Here is a 14,715-nt window from a genome sequence, read left to right as displayed (position 1 = left end):
AACGAAAAAAACAGAGGGCGCAAAACCCTCTGAATGAATCGGAATTAATTTAAGATTTTTATTTTGACCTGTTTTTTTCCCCAGCGGTAAGCTGAAGATTTTTCAGGGAAAAAGACATCAATCCGTCTTCCTTTAATGGCTGAGCCTGTATCAGCGGCCACGGCATCCCCGTATCCGTCTACGTGGACTCTTGTGCCGAGCGGGATGACGCTTGGGTCTACCGCAATGACTTTGGCATTCGGATTGCTTGTCAGGTTAACGCCTGTAGCCGTTTGGCCGGAACAGCCGCTGCAGCTTGCGGTATAAGCCGTGGAAGACACGGTAATCACTTTACCGGAAGATCCGTTTTCGTCCGAAGATGCTTTCACAGGTGCACTGAGCTGCTCAATCTTGGGACTGTGCCGCTTTGTGCCGACCGCAATGATCTGATCTTTGCTTTTTTCAGATGTTTCTTCTTTGACAAGCTTTCTTGATACTTCTTTTCCGTTTTCTTTGACAACATGAAAATGCTTTTTAAGTTTGCCTTCTTTTCCTTTTTGAACGATCTTTTCTTTCCCGCTGTCGAGAGACGCATCTTCTTTTTCTTTCACTTGATACGCTATTTTTTCCTCAACTACATCGGTGACTTTTTCGATACGAGTGATTTGTATGCCGGCCTGATTTTTTGTGAGCTTTTCGTGTAATGCCGGTTTTACTTTATCTTCGTCTTTCATGTCCATCTTATGCTGCGTTAAAAAGTCAGCGACCGTAGTCGAAGTCGTCCATATTTTCTTTTTCTTTCCCGCATCATTTACAGTGACCTGAAAAGCCGGGTCGACCGTGACTTTCATGCCGTTTGTCACTTTCGTATCTGCTGCTGGATCTATTTTATCGTGCTGATTCACAGGTGTATGCTGTTCGTTCAGAAATGCGCCGACTGTTTTTGCCGTTGACCATAAAGTCTTTTCTTCTCCGCCTCTTGTCACACGGATCTGCTTTGCAGCATCATACACGACATTCATGTTGTCTGCCAATGCTGTCTGCTTAGACGGGGTAATCCGGTCTTCATTTCTCGTCTCTATATGTAAATCTTCCAGAAGTTCCCCAACCGTTTTTGCATGAGTGCGTATTTGCTTTTTCTTGCCGTTGATGGAAACAGAAACTGATTGTTTTGAGAGCTCATGTGCCCCGTATGCAGTCCCGGTTCCGCCCAGCAGAATAATAGCTGCAATAAGAATAACCTTGCTTTTACCAAGCTTTACGGAAAACAGTTTTTTCATTTTTTGTGTGATGAAAAACGCCTCCTTCTCCTCGGAGAGATTATATAGAGTATCTAAAATGCTGTCAACCCTCCCATCTCGAAGATGAAAAACCTTCAGCGTATCCCTCATTATGCAAAAACAAAGCAAAAAAAGGAAGAGAGACATATCGACAACCTATCTTATGAGGAGAAGGAAGCTTGTAGAACCGTTATACATATCCACTGAATCGGACAAGCTTTTACACGTTATGACAGCGCATTCTGTCAGTTCATGCGGAAAAGTCTTTTTGCGTTTTCGGTTGTAATTGAGGCAATTTCTTCATATGTCAGCCCTTTTAATTCAGCGAGCTGTTCAGCAACATATTTTACGTAGCTTGGCTCATTTCGTTTGCCGCGGAAAGGATGCGGTGTCAGGAAAGGACAGTCCGTTTCAATCAGCAAACGGTCATTCGGAATTTCCTTTGCTACTTCTTTTGGTTTCTTCGCGTTTTTGAAGGTAACCGGTCCGCCGAATGAAATATAGAAATTCATATCCATACACTGCCGCGCAACCTCCGCGCTCCCTGTAAAGCAGTGCATAATGCCGCCGACTTCTTCCGCTCCCTCTTCTTTCAAAATTGTGACAACATCTTCCGTTGCATCACGATTATGAATGATAATTGGAAGGTTCACTTCTTTGGCGAGAGCGATTTGTTTCCGAAATACTTCTTTCTGAATGTCTTTTGGTGATTTATCCCAGTGGTAATCAAGGCCCATCTCTCCGATTGCCACGACTTTTTCGTGAGAGGACAGTTCCTTAATCCATGATAAATCTTCCTCTGTCATGTCAATTGCGTCTACCGGATGCCAGCCGATCGCAGCGTATATAAAGTCATATTCCTCAATCAGCTCCATCGCACGCGTGATAGTGGGTTTGTCGAACCCGACAACGACGATTCGTTCAACTTTTTCAGCCTTTGCACGCGCAATGACTTCCTCTAAGTCTGTGTCAAATTGCTCGGCATTTAAGTGCGCATGTGTATCAAAAAGCATCATAAAAACTCCTTTCTTGTTGAAAAACAAAAGGTGTTCGACGGAATGTTACACGTGAAACACCTTTTGCCCCTATTATTTAATTCGAGTGCCTTTCGGTAATGACTGGTCGACAGCTACAACTTTGAGAACGCCGTCCGATTCTCCTGCCAGTATCATTCCTTGAGAAAGCTCGCCTCTCAGTTTTACCGGTTTTAAATTCGTTACACAAATGATCTTCATTCCCACAAGCTGATCCGGTGTGTAATGCTTCGCGATACCTGATACAACTTGGCGCTGTTCAAAGCCCAGATCAATTTGCAATTTCAGCAGCCGATCTGCTTTTTTCACCGGCTCTGCGGACAAGACTTCTGCGACGCGAAGTTCTGTATCCATAAATTGATCAAACGTAATTTCAGGAAGACGCTCTGCTTCTTGCGGCTCTTCCGCCTTTTCTTCTTTAGCAGGAGCAGTTCCTTGCATTTTTTGCTTGATATAAGCTACTTCTTCTTCAGCTTCAAGACGAGGGAAAAGCGGTTCCCCTTTTTTCACTTTCGCGTTCTTCAATTGGCCGAATGTCTGAATGCTGTCCCATGCTTTAAGAGACTGATCCTCAACTCCGAGCTGGGCAAACATTTTTTCAGGCGTCTGTGTCAAGAAAGGCTGGAGCAATACGGCCGTAATACGCAATGATTCAGCTAAATGATACATGACAGAACGTAATTCTTTTTCTTTTTCCTGATCTTTAGCAAGCACCCACGGAGCAGTTTCATCAATATATTTGTTCGTACGGCTGATTAATTGCCATAGCGTTGATAAAGCGACTGAAAACTCCATGTTTTCCATTGCCTTTTCATAAGCTTTAACCGTTTCACCGGCTACAGAAGAAAGCTCTGAATCAAAATCGGTCACATTTCCTTCATATGAACCAATTTCGCCGTCAAAATATTTTTGGATCATTGCGACTGTACGATTCAGAAGGTTTCCTAAGTCGTTCGCCAAGTCATAATTAATCCGTTCTACGAAACCTTCCGGCGTAAAGACACCGTCTGAACCGAACGGTACTTCGCGAAGCAGGTAATAACGAAGTTCATCCAAGCCGTAGCGTTCAATTAACGTTACCGGATCAACGACATTTCCTTTTGATTTCGACATTTTTCCGTCTTTCATCAATAACCAGCCATGCGCGAATACTTGCTTAGGCAGCGGGAGATCAAGCGCCATCAGCATAATCGGCCAGTAAATGGTATGAAAACGGACAATTTCTTTACCGACAAGGTGGACGTCAGCCGGCCAGTACTTTTTGTAAAGCTCATCATTTTCCGTATCGTAACCGAGCGCTGTAATATAGTTGAACAGTGCGTCAATCCATACATATACGACATGCTTCGGATTTCCCGGCACTTTTACGCCCCAGTCGAACGTCGTTCTGGAAACGGCCAAATCTTCAAGCCCCGGTTTAATGAAGTTGTTAATCATTTCATTTTTGCGTGATTCAGGCTGGATGAAAGAAGGATTGTCCTCATAAAACTTCAGCAGGCGGTCTGCATATTTGCTCATGCGGAAGAAGTATGACTCCTCTTTGATTAATTCGACCGGGTGGCCGCTGTCAGGGCTTTTTCCGCCGACAACCTCACCCTTCTCATTTCGTTCCACATCCACCAGCTGTGTTTCCGTATAGAATGTTTCATCAGGGATGCTGTACCAGCCCTCATACTCATCCAGGTAAATGTCACCATTATCAAGAAGTTTTTGAAACACTTTCTCGATAATTTCTTTGTGCCGGCTTTCCGTCGTCCGGATGAAATCATCGTGAGAAATGTCGAGCTGCTTCCATAGCTTTTGGATTTCAGCAACTGCGCGATCCACATAAGCTTGAGGCGTGATATTCTCTTCCTCCGCTTTCTGCTGGATTTTCTGTCCGTGCTCATCCGTTCCGGTTAAGTAGCGTACGTCAAATCCTTTTAATCTTTTGTAACGCGCCATCGCATCGCCGGCCACGGTAGTATAAGCATGGCCGATATGTAATTTTCCGCTCGGATAATATATCGGGGTCGTAATATAAAAAGTATTATTGTCTTGCGGCATGTTGCAACCTCCCATTCAGAATGTCGAAAAGCTCACGCCCAAAGGACGAGAGCGGTTTTATTTGATATACAATATTGATATTTGTCCTCTATCTATGATACCATCTTAGCCTTTAAGATCAAGGATATATACGTACTGCGTGTAAAAGAGTAAATAAAATTAAAAATTTTTATTGAAATTAAAAAAAGTCTTAACATGTCGAAATTTGTCGTATATAATCTACTAATATAAAACATCTTGGTTCGAAAGTCTTGATTTAAAAGGATTTTCAGTAGGATAATAGGTTCGAAAAAGCAGTCAAAAAGCCTGTTATTTCAGGATTTCCAAGGCTTTACTTACTATAAGAACTAATTCTTACAAACAATAGCAAACAAAAAGATTGACGATTATTGGAAACCTTGTTATGCTAGGAATGTAAGGAATTTTGTCGAATAATGACGAAGAAAAATATAAACTACAAATAATTATCTCTCGGGAGGAGACTGTTAATGAAATCTACTGGTATCGTACGTAAAGTTGATGAACTTGGACGCGTCGTTATCCCTATCGAACTTCGCCGTACACTGGGCATCGCAGAAAAAGACGCTCTTGAAATTTATGTTGATGATGAAAAAATCATCCTTAAAAAATATAAACCAAACATGACTTGCCAAGTAACTGGTGAAGTTTCTGATGATAACCTTAAACTTGCCGGCGGCAAATTGGTACTCAGCAAAGAAGGCGCTGAGCAAATCATCTCTGAAATTCAAAACCAGCTTCAAAACCAAAAATAAGCTATTTCATACAAAAACCGTTCTTGTTATGACACAAGAACGGTTTTTTTTATGATTGAATGTGATAAGCATCATAAATCTCGCGTTTCGGCACGTCCCGATCTACCGCTGTTTGTTTTATGGCCTGTTTGGAAGAAGATCCTTCATTTATGTAATGCTCCACATGTTCTTTCTCAGAAAGCTCCGCCCACCAAGGCTTTTCCTCTTCATCCGGTTCAGCGCCTTGATTGCCTTCGACAACGAGACAAAACTCACCGCGGATTTGATCTTCATTTGCCCATTCAAGCACCTCGACGATGGTTCCTCTGATGAATTCCTCATACTTTTTCGTTAATTCCCTCGTGACGGCGATGGTTCGATTCCCCAAAACGTCATGCATTGCTGTTAATGTTTCTTTTAATCTGTGCGGCGCTTCGTAAAATATCATCGTTTCCTGCCGTTTTTTCAGGAGTTCGAGTTCTTTCTTCTTTTCTTTTTTCTGTCTGTTTAAGAATCCGTAGAAGAAAAACGGCTGCGGGGTGATCCCTGATGCGGTCAGCGCGGTTAATGCCGCATTTGCACCCGGAAGCGGAACGACATATCCTCCGATTTGGGTGAAATCTCTCACAATCTCAGCCCCCGGGTCGGAAATTGTCGGCATACCGGCATCACTGACCAATGCCACATTCTTTCCGCTTTTCAGCCATTCAATGATTTTATGGCCGCTGCTTTCTTTATTATGTTCATGATAGCTGATGAGAGATGTTTCTATGTCATAAACATGGCACAGCTTTTTCGTCTGTCTCGTATCTTCGGCAGCTATGACATCGGCCGATTTCAGCGTCTCTACTGCACGAAAGGTCATGTCCTCCAAATTGCCGATCGGTGTAGGAACAAGGTACAGAGTTCCCATTTCAGATTTTCCGTTAAAACTCATCTGACGTCTTAACATATACAGCCTCCTTGCTGCGTCGTTTTTCTTCTATATATTGCTCTTTTTTCTTTCGGGTCAGCTGCTTAAAACGGTATTCCGCCTGCATCGCTTCCCGTTTTGTTTCAAATGATTCCGCATGGCATAACGAAACCGGCCTTCTCGCCCTTGTATATTTCGCGCCCTTTCCCTCATTGTGGGTTTTCAGCCGTTTTTGCAGATCATTTGTATAACCGGCATACAGACTGTTGTCATTGCACAGCAGCACATAAAAGAAATGGCTATTTGTCTCCATATAAAATCGTGCGGATCTCTTTCGTATATTCATTTTGTTCATTGTATACAAAGAGCGGGGGAAGAATTTTGAGATCAGGGCGGCCGCCTTTAATTCCTTCAACCAAAATGGTATTCGCTTCTTTACCTTGTTTCGGATAAATAAACTGAACCCGTTTCGGTTCTATTCGGTATGCTTTCATTAATTCAAAGATTTCCAGAAGCCTCCCCGGCCGATGAACGAGAGCCGCTTTTCCGCCTTGCTTCAGCAGTTTGCTGCTGACGGAAATCACATCTTCAAGCGTGCAAAGGATTTCGTGCCTTGCGATTCTGAGATGCTCGTTCAGGTTCTGCTCCGCCTCTTTCGGTGTTTTAAAATAAGGCGGATTGCAGGTGACAACATCATATTTATTATGTCCGAGTCTTTCCGGCATATTTTTCAGATCATCATGAATGAGACTGATCTGACCGCCCAGCCCGTTGTATTCCACGCTTCGGAGCGCCATATCATACAAGCGTTCCTGAATTTCAACCCCGGTGATATCGGCTTTTGACCTTGTGCTGAGCAAAAGCGGCACAATGCCGTTCCCCGTGCATAAATCAACGATGTTCCCCTTTTGAATCGGAACGTATGCAAACTTAGACAGCAGCACGGCATCTAATGAAAAAGCGAAAACCGTCGGACTCTGTACTATTTTCATATCCTCTGCTAATAAGTAATCCAATCTTTCATCATCACGTAATGAAACCATAATCTTATTCCTTTCGGCACTCTTTGAAAAAGGCTTCCGACATCAGCGGAAGCCTTTTCCTTATTTTTTATTTAAGAAGGACAGACAAAAAAGGCAATCTCCCTTGCGGACGCTCCCATAATGGACGTTGCAAATATGAAAGCCTTCTTGATACAGCCGGGCCAGATTGTCGTACCCTTCTCCTATATCACTCTGCTCTGCCTTCTGTGTTTTTGTTTCTTTCTGATCGGCTTTGAATTTCTCAATTTGCTCCGTCGTGTCATCAAGCCGCTTACGCAAATGCTTATTTTCAAGCTGAAGATGGTGATTCTCTTCAATCATTTCGCCGATATGCTGCTTTAAGTCACCCAGCTGACGGTACAGCGAACCGATTTGTTCCTCCAGGTTTATGACAGTATCAAATAACTCTTTTTTATCCAAGGTTCCACACCTCGTTAATCTGTGGTTTGTGCGGATACGACGCCCTCTTCCAAGAGCTCTTCCCAAGTATATTCTATCACTTTTTCACGATTCTTCAGTTCCACCTGAAGCACCCGTTCCAGAATATTAAGACCGACAACCTTTGCGGGGCCGTTTGCCGTCGTAATCATTTCGCCTAAATCCGGCAGCTGTTCTTTTGCCGTCTCATACTCATCATTTTCGTACTTCAAACAGCACATCAAACGGCCGCACAGACCGGAAATCTTCGTTGGGTTCAACGATAAATTTTGATCCTTCGCCATTTTGATGGACACCGGTTCAAAATCACCGAGGAACGTGGAGCAGCAAAGCATTCTCCCGCATGGTCCGATACCGCCGAGCATTTTCGCCTCGTCCCTTACCCCGATTTGGCGCAATTCGATTCTCGTTTTAAAGATAGAAGCCAAGTCTTTGACCAATTCCCTGAAATCAACCCGTCCGTCTGCCGTAAAGTAAAAAATGACTTTATTGCGGTCAAACGTAAATTCAACATCAACCAGCTTCATATCTAAGCCGTGGTCAGCCACTTTTTTCTGACAGACTTCAAAAGCGGACAGGGCCTCCTGTTTGTTTTCTTCTACAATGAGAAGATCGCGTTCATCAGCAACGCGAATGACCTTTCGAAGCGGAAGCACAACATCATGCTCGTCCACTTGTTTATTTGCGATGACAACCTGCCCGTATTCGACACCTCTTACGGTTTCAACAATGACGCAGCTGTCTTGTTCTATATCAAATCCGTTCGGATCAAAATAATAAATTTTCCCCGCTTTTTTAAAGCGGACGCCTATTACGTTGTACAAGCTTATCCCTCCTGCAACGTTAACACCAAGTGCTCCATTAATCCCTGCACATTCACATTGGAATGAAGCCGTTTTTTTGCTTCTAAAACAGCGAGAATTTGGTTCGTAACGCTTTGTTGTGTAAATTGCAGCGCATGCTGTTTTATTGATTGGAATAAGTCTTGATAAATCAGTTTATCTTCATTTCCAATTTGGATGGATAATACATCACGGTATATCAATAAGAGCATATCAAGACCCATTTCTTGATGGGTTTTTTCTTTGAAAAAGGGCACCCACTGATCCTGAATGAAGAAAAAGGCATGTCCTTTCCGCTGATGTAAGACTTCATACAATTTTATCACTTTCGCTCTGGACTCTGCAAACTCATCATTTCGACTTAATTCGACTGCTTCCGCAATATTATTTGTCATATTTGCTAAGAGCCGGGCCATGTGAGGGCTCACTTCCTGTTCAATCAGTCTTTCTTCTATGGCTTTCGGCTGAAGCGGCTGGAACGGAAGAACCTGACATCTCGAAACGATGGTATCCAGTATTCGGTGGAGCTGCTCAGTAAGCAGAATTGCGATGGTGTCTTGACTCGGCTCCTCTAAAAACTTCAGCAGACTGTTTGCCGCATTTTTCGTCATTTGATCCGCATGGGATATAATGTACAGCTTTTTATGCGATTCCAGTCCTGTTTTAGAAAACTCTTCCTGAAGCGATTGGATCTGAGCCTTTTTAATGGATAATCCGTCGGGCTGAACCACATGCAGGTCGGGATGGTTTCCGGATTCGATACGCTTACAGTTCCGGCACTCTCCGCAAGGCTCAGTCCCGCCTTCAAGGCAAAAAAAGCTTTTTGCGAGAAGCAGTGCGGCATCCAATTTGCCCGTACCTTTTTTGCCTTCAAACAGATATGCGTGAGAAAGCCTTTTCTTTTCAATGCTGTTATGCAAAAGCCTCATCACTCTGGGCTGCTGCCCGGTCATTTCCTTCCATGATATTGCCATTGTATCACTCTCTATGTGTAAAGGTTAATCAATAAACCTTTTATTTCTCCGATTCGATCCAGCAAATCAATTGCCGGTTTTTCCTGATCTAACATTTCTTCCGTCAGCTGAAGCAGTTTTTCATCTATTTCTTTCACAAGCCCCAGGGTCCGGCTGCTGCCGTACAGGTCAAAGCTTTTCTCCGTCTCATGCGATAATCCGCTGTCTACGGCCTCTTTTACAAAACGTTTTACCAATCCTTTGAATTTCGCTAAGTCTTTGAAGTTTCTCGACTTCGTCAGCCTTTTCCCGAACGTTTCTATATCCGTTAAGAACCTGCTCAGCTGATCAAATTTCAGCTTGCTGCTTTGGCTGTCCATTGAACTTTTAAACGTTCCGGAAAGCTCTGCCGCTTTATAAGCAGGTTGCTGCTTTTTCTCAATAAATGTACGTAAGTCAGAATTTATTTTCACGTCGTCAAATCCTTAAAATTGATGAAATTCATCGACCGGGAGGACAAAGACCGTCGCTCCGCCGACTTCCACTTCGACGGGATATGGAACGTAGGAATCCGCATTCCCGCCCATCGGGGATACCGGGGCAATCATCTGATCACGTTTACAGCCATTCTCTTTAATGAGGCTGAGCGCTTTATCGACACGGATATCTTCCACCCCGATCATAAACGTCGTATTGCCTGATTTAAGGAATCCGCCTGTTGTCGCAAGCTTCGTCACCCTGAAGTTGTGGTCGGTTAATACTTTCAAAAGCCTGTTGCTGTCCTGATCCTGCACCACTGCCACTATTAATTTCATTCTCTAGGCCCCCTTTAGGTTGGAAAGAACATTGTCGTTACATTCATTATAGCAACTTATGAGAAACAGGTCACAACTGAATTTTTTTCAATGCTTCATTTATCACTTGAAGTACGTCCTGAATGACGAGTTCCTTCTTTTTCGATGCGTCGATTGTATGGAATCTTTCCGGAAAACGCTGCATAACCTTTTGGTATCCTTCCCGTACTTTCGTGTGAAAGTGCAGGGCCTCAAGATCGAGACGATTCTTTTCTCTTGAATCATTCGACGTAATCCGTTTCAACCCTTCTTCAGGCTCAATAGAAAAATAGATGGTGACATCAGGCATCGTATCGCCGATTGCAAACTGGTTGATAGAAAGAACTTCATCAATGCCGAGCCCTCTCGCATAGCCTTGATAAGCCAGCGAACTGTCGATGAAACGATCACACAGCACAATGCGCCCTTCTTTCAATGCAGGCTGCACCTTTTCGGTTAAATGCTGTCTTCTCGCCGCGGCGTAAAGCAGCGCCTCCGTTTTTGCATCCATCAGTGTATTGTTTTTATTTAAGATCACTTCTCTGATCTGTTCCGCAATGTCGATGCCGCCCGGTTCTCTTGTCGCTGTCACCGGGAGCCCCTCTGCCGACAGAATCTCTTTCAGTTCCTGAAGCACAGTCGTTTTCCCTGCACCTTCAGGACCTTCAAATGTTATAAATAAACCGCTCATGATTTCTCCTCTTCTATATAGACAAGTAATTGTTCCCCGTTTAACAAGCCTTGAATATGCGCGTCCATGCCGATTAAACGGGAAAGCTTCTGTACGATCTCTTCTGTTATCCGTTCGCCGTCCATGATCAGCGGAATTCCCGGCGGATAAGGAATAATGTTCCCCGCATGCAAGCGCCCGGCCGCCTTATTTATATCTGCAGGCTCTTTTGTAAACTTCCGCATCTCATTTTGCGGATATTCAAGTGTCGAAATGGACGGAAATGTCCAATTCACGGCATCCGGCAATTTATCGGGCGGTGTATTCTCCAGTTTCTGCTGTATGTTTCTTACGGCTGCCTGTTCTATCATCCGCCGGCCGCCTATCGGCAGTACGAGCAATACTTGGTACTCGTCAGCCAGCTCGGCAACAATGCCTTCACTCTCCAAAATGCGTTGTAATGAATAGCCGGAATGTCCGAGCTTTGACCGAAGTATTAATTTTAACGGGTCCGCCCACAGCCCATATCCGGAAGGCTCGATTATTTCAATAGAAGAAATTGATGCGAACCTTCGTTTGATTTTCTCAATGTGCTCCATATGGACGGGAAGTGTCCCTTTTTCAGCAATATCCTGCACATAAGCACGCGCCGTATCTAAAGATGCCATAATCGGGTATGACGGGCTGCTGCTTTGCAAACTGCTTACATAATAAGCTAATCGATCTCTGTCAATTAGGGTGCTGTTTAAATGAAAGTAAGATCCCATCGTCATAGCCGGAAGCGTTTTGTGAGCCGATTGAACAACAGCGTCCGCCCCCATAGCCAATGATGAAGGCGGGAAAGGCTGGCCTAACACAAAGTGAGCCCCATGAGCCTCATCCACCAGTACAGGAACACCGTATGAATGGGCTTTTTTAACTGCCGCAGTCAAATCGGCGGCGTGTCCGTAGTAAGTCGGATTGGTCAAAACAAGTCCTTTCGCGTTCGGATATGACGCCAGCGCTTTTTCGATGACTGAAAGAGATACATGTGCCGGCACATGCATGTTTTCATCGATTTCCGGCGCCAAATAAACCGGCTTGGCTCCGGCCAATGCCACCGCATGGAAAACAGACTTGTGACAATTACGCTGGATCAGAATGGGTTCACCCGGTTCACAAACAGCTAAAATCATCGCCAGATTGCCGGCGGTCGTTCCATTGACGAGAAAGAAGCTTTCCTGAGAGCCGTACAATCTGCTCACCAAATCCTGCGCTTCCTTAATGACCCCCGTCGGGTGATGCAAGTCATCAAGACCCGTGATCTCAGTCATATCAATAGATAAAAGAGATTGATATACAGATTTGGCTTCATCAAAAAAGACATCTCCATTGTGATGTCCCGGAACATGAAAAGAATACGTATTTCGGTGCGCATGCTTCATCAGCGCTGTATATAAAGGTGTGTCCATTTTTAAACAAATCCTTTGCCTGTCTTTCTTATTATATCGTGCCTGCGAGCCAACTTAAAGCTAAGACTTTTTGCCATCTAGCCATTATCCCGGCCGGACTTCATATCAAGCAGTTTCTTTTTTAAATCGCCCTCCATGATAACAAGCTCCTCCTCGGCACGCCTGCGTTTCATCCTGCCTTCTTCTTGAATAGACATGATTTCTTCAAGTGTGCTGACTAAGCTTTCCTGCACTTTTTTGAGGGTGTCTGCCTCAACAAGCCCGCGCTCATTGGCTTTGGCCGTCTCGACTGTGCTTGTTTTCAGAAGTTCGGCGTTTTTCAGCAGCAATTGATTTGTCGTATCCGCCGCCTTCTGCTGCACATCTGCCGCACTCCGCTGCCTCATAAGCGTCAGCGCGATGGCGACTTGATTCTTCCATAAAGGAATAGCCGTAACAATGGAGGACTGAATTTTCTCTGCCAGTGCCTGATTCGTGTTTTGAATCAGACGGATTTGCGGCGCACTCTGAAGCGTAATCTGCCTGCTCAGCAGCAGATCATGCACCCTCTTATCCAGACGGTCGGCAAACTGGCGAAGATCATTCACTTCCTGCGCGGCCATTTGATTGTGTTCTCGTAATTCGGCTTTTCTTGCCGCTTCGGGAATAAGCTTTGTTTTCAGCTCATCTAATTTTAATTCACCCGCTGCTATATACATAGTTAAATCAGAAAAGTATTGTTTATTTTGGGCGTACAGCTGATCTAACCATTTATTGTCACTCAACAGCACATTTTTAGAATGTTCCAGCCTTCTGCTGATACGGTCAATCTGCACACTTGTCTTTTGATATTTCGAAAGCACTTCCTGCACAGATCCGGATACCCTTTTAAACAGCCGGGCGAAAAATCCTTTGTTCTTTACCTGCAGATCATCGGGGTTTACCTGGTCAAGCTTCAGCATCAGATCAGCCAATATCTGTCCCATCTCTCCTGCATCTTTTCTTTGCACGTGCTCTATCATCGTGTGGGAAAATTCCAGAAGATTCGCCTGCGCCTGTGAACCAAACAGAACAATGCTTTGCATGTTCCCAGGGTCCAGTTTTTCAGCGAGCTGAAGTGCCGCTTCTCTTTTTTCTTCCGGCAGCGTATCTGCAAGCTTTAGATGAGTCTGGTCATTTTGGGCGCCCATACTGTCGTCGGAACGGTCTTTGGCCATTTCCTTCTTCCTTTCTTATTTTCTCAGTGAATGCTTTGCCATATCTAATTCAAAGTGCAGGTCGTCGATGTCCTCCTTCATCAGTTCATGAAGATCCTCTTCCAGCCTTCTGGAAAGCTCCGCCAGAGTCATCCTCGTCTCACTCAAGGACATTGATAAATCTTTATTTTTTCGCGGCTGTGATGAGAGCAAAGCATACTTTTCCGTCAGTTCCACAACAGAATCAAGCGTTTGATAATAGAAACGCTCTGCCTGATAAAAACGCTTCGGCTCCTGCTTGGTGAGCAGATATATTCGTCGGGTTATCCGCAGTATCTCTGCATTCTGCTTCAGCATTTGTATACTTTTAGAGCGAAAAAGCGCCCTGCGTAATCGGATGATTTTACCCTTTGCTTCCTCAAGATTTTCCTTGATATAAGCATATTCTTTTCTTGTCAGCCGGTGTTTTTTTAAAAAGAGACGCTTCGCATTCCACAAGCCGGACGCACTGACTGCGGCTCCGCCGGCTGCCCCGTATAAAAGCGAATACAGAAAAGGCTGATGCCCTATCGTAAAGAAGGTTATCCCCGCTAATACAAAAACTGCGCTGCCGCAAAACGTCCATTTCATATATTGAATAAACGGTTTCATACGTGATCGACTCCTATTTATTCACTTTTATCAGTATTATCTATTACATTCCATGTCTAAACAAGTTCCTCTTCTTATCGTATCAGTTCTTTTATAAAAAGTGAAAAAACTCCTCTGATTTCAGGCAAAAAAAAGACCCTTTTCAGGGTTAAGAATATAACGTCGGTGTATGAAGGCTTTTCAGTTTACGAACGAAAAATTCATAATTCGGATCAGAGGTCGGAGTGGAAACTACTTTCTTCTCACACTCTAAACATATAAATTTCGTATAAATATGGATTCCCCTGCTTTTCTTGGTTTCACACACAATACATGTTTCTTCATGGCCGGACGTTTCATTCATTTTGCCCACCTCCGTATGAATAGCCTTCCCTTAAGCTGTTGATTGTATACACAATTTGGATCTTTTTGAAGTTTGCAATTAGTATATGGGCGTTCCCGTATTTCGGTGTTTGTTTTGTTTTTATTCAAAAACAAAAAAGGCAGCTCATGATGAGCTGCCTTTACCGTAATAATAGCTTGGCGGCGTCCTACTCTCACAGGGGGAAACCCCCGACTACCATCGGCGCTGAAGAGCTTAACTTCCGTGTTCGGCATGGGAACGGGTGTGACCTCTTCGCTATCGCCACCAAACCATTGAGAGTGTTCTCTCAAA

17 protein-coding genes and 1 rRNA gene are annotated in these 14,715 nt (G+C 44.1%); 1 reads left to right on the top strand and 17 read right to left on the bottom strand.

Annotated elements, in window-relative coordinates; all coding sequences use genetic code 11:
* Positions 1-44: 44 nt before the first annotated feature.
* The 3 genes from ACWJJ5_RS18845 to metG all read right to left on the bottom strand — a co-directional run bounded on the left by ACWJJ5_RS18845 (position 45) and on the right by metG (position 4,339).
* Positions 45-1,370 (bottom strand): G5 and 3D domain-containing protein, encoded by a 1,326-nt coding sequence (locus tag ACWJJ5_RS18845; protein ID WP_156736130.1) that lies wholly within the window; start codon positions 1,368-1,370, stop codon positions 45-47.
* A gap of 134 nt (positions 1,371-1,504) precedes the next feature.
* On the bottom strand, positions 1,505-2,272 hold the full coding sequence (locus tag ACWJJ5_RS18840; protein WP_032868379.1) for a TatD family hydrolase: 768 nt from the start codon (positions 2,270-2,272) through the stop codon (positions 1,505-1,507).
* A gap of 75 nt (positions 2,273-2,347) precedes the next feature.
* On the bottom strand, positions 2,348-4,339 hold the full coding sequence (gene metG, locus ACWJJ5_RS18835; protein WP_025854082.1) for a methionine--tRNA ligase: 1,992 nt from the start codon (positions 4,337-4,339) through the stop codon (positions 2,348-2,350).
* 482 nt (positions 4,340-4,821) lie between these two features.
* On the opposite strand from metG, the gene abrB reads away from it, so the two are divergent.
* Complete coding sequence (gene abrB, locus ACWJJ5_RS18830; protein WP_169510469.1) at positions 4,822-5,112, top strand: transition state genes transcriptional regulator AbrB; 291 nt, start codon at positions 4,822-4,824, stop codon at positions 5,110-5,112.
* A gap of 49 nt (positions 5,113-5,161) precedes the next feature.
* Here the strand turns inward: abrB and rsmI are convergent, their stop codons facing one another.
* The 14 genes from rsmI to rrf form a co-directional block, all read right to left on the bottom strand.
* Entirely contained in the window at positions 5,162-6,043 is an 882-nt protein-coding gene (gene rsmI, locus ACWJJ5_RS18825) for a 16S rRNA (cytidine(1402)-2'-O)-methyltransferase (RefSeq protein ID WP_173613824.1), read from the bottom strand.
* Positions 6,018-6,317, bottom strand: coding sequence for a GIY-YIG nuclease family protein (locus tag ACWJJ5_RS18820; RefSeq protein ID WP_004264714.1), 300 nt, complete (start codon positions 6,315-6,317; stop codon positions 6,018-6,020). The genes rsmI and ACWJJ5_RS18820 overlap by 26 nt, the downstream gene beginning before the upstream one ends.
* The gene (locus ACWJJ5_RS18815; protein ID WP_004264717.1) at positions 6,304-7,047 is read right to left on the bottom strand and encodes a tRNA1(Val) (adenine(37)-N6)-methyltransferase; all 744 of its coding nucleotides are present in this window, start codon (positions 7,045-7,047) and stop codon (positions 6,304-6,306) included. The genes ACWJJ5_RS18820 and ACWJJ5_RS18815 overlap by 14 nt, the downstream gene beginning before the upstream one ends.
* A gap of 60 nt (positions 7,048-7,107) precedes the next feature.
* Entirely contained in the window at positions 7,108-7,467 is a 360-nt protein-coding gene (gene yabA / locus ACWJJ5_RS18810; protein ID WP_004264720.1) for a replication initiation-control protein YabA, read from the bottom strand.
* Between the two features lie 14 nt (positions 7,468-7,481).
* On the bottom strand, positions 7,482-8,309 hold the full coding sequence (ricT, locus tag ACWJJ5_RS18805; protein ID WP_004264723.1) for a competence/sporulation regulator complex protein RicT: 828 nt from the start codon (positions 8,307-8,309) through the stop codon (positions 7,482-7,484).
* 2 nt (positions 8,310-8,311) lie between these two features.
* Positions 8,312-9,301, bottom strand: a complete 990-nt coding sequence (gene holB, locus ACWJJ5_RS18800; RefSeq protein WP_070081258.1) for a DNA polymerase III subunit delta' — start codon at positions 9,299-9,301, stop codon at positions 8,312-8,314.
* 11 nt (positions 9,302-9,312) lie between these two features.
* The gene (locus ACWJJ5_RS18795) at positions 9,313-9,753 is read right to left on the bottom strand and encodes a YaaR family protein (RefSeq protein WP_004264730.1); all 441 of its coding nucleotides are present in this window, start codon (positions 9,751-9,753) and stop codon (positions 9,313-9,315) included.
* Between the two features lie 12 nt (positions 9,754-9,765).
* Positions 9,766-10,095 carry a cyclic di-AMP receptor DarA gene (gene darA, locus ACWJJ5_RS18790; protein ID WP_004264734.1) on the bottom strand — a complete coding sequence of 110 codons (330 nt, stop codon included), beginning with the start codon at positions 10,093-10,095 and terminating at the stop codon, positions 9,766-9,768.
* A 70-nt stretch (positions 10,096-10,165) separates the two neighbouring features.
* Positions 10,166-10,804, bottom strand: a complete 639-nt coding sequence (gene tmk / locus ACWJJ5_RS18785; RefSeq protein WP_102422420.1) for a dTMP kinase — start codon at positions 10,802-10,804, stop codon at positions 10,166-10,168.
* A complete protein-coding gene (locus ACWJJ5_RS18780; protein ID WP_454022612.1) occupies positions 10,801-12,234 on the bottom strand; it encodes an aminotransferase class I/II-fold pyridoxal phosphate-dependent enzyme in 1,434 nt (477 codons plus the stop codon). The genes tmk and ACWJJ5_RS18780 overlap by 4 nt, the downstream gene beginning before the upstream one ends.
* 77 nt (positions 12,235-12,311) lie before the next feature.
* Positions 12,312-13,430, bottom strand: a complete 1,119-nt coding sequence (locus ACWJJ5_RS18775; RefSeq protein ID WP_004264744.1) for a toxic anion resistance protein — start codon at positions 13,428-13,430, stop codon at positions 12,312-12,314.
* A 15-nt stretch (positions 13,431-13,445) separates the two neighbouring features.
* Positions 13,446-14,060, bottom strand: a complete 615-nt coding sequence (locus ACWJJ5_RS18770) for a 5-bromo-4-chloroindolyl phosphate hydrolysis family protein (RefSeq protein ID WP_102422423.1) — start codon at positions 14,058-14,060, stop codon at positions 13,446-13,448.
* Between the two features lie 148 nt (positions 14,061-14,208).
* Positions 14,209-14,403 carry a sigma factor G inhibitor Gin gene (locus ACWJJ5_RS18765; protein ID WP_004264749.1) on the bottom strand — a complete coding sequence of 65 codons (195 nt, stop codon included), beginning with the start codon at positions 14,401-14,403 and terminating at the stop codon, positions 14,209-14,211.
* A gap of 174 nt (positions 14,404-14,577) precedes the next feature.
* Positions 14,578-14,693 (bottom strand): 5S ribosomal RNA (gene rrf / locus ACWJJ5_RS18760).
* Positions 14,694-14,715: the final 22 nt, after the last annotated feature.

The organism is Bacillus sp. JK74 (assembly GCF_053663395.1).
Note: the sequence above shows the minus strand (reverse complement) of the source record. Positions and strands in the feature narration are given on the sequence as shown.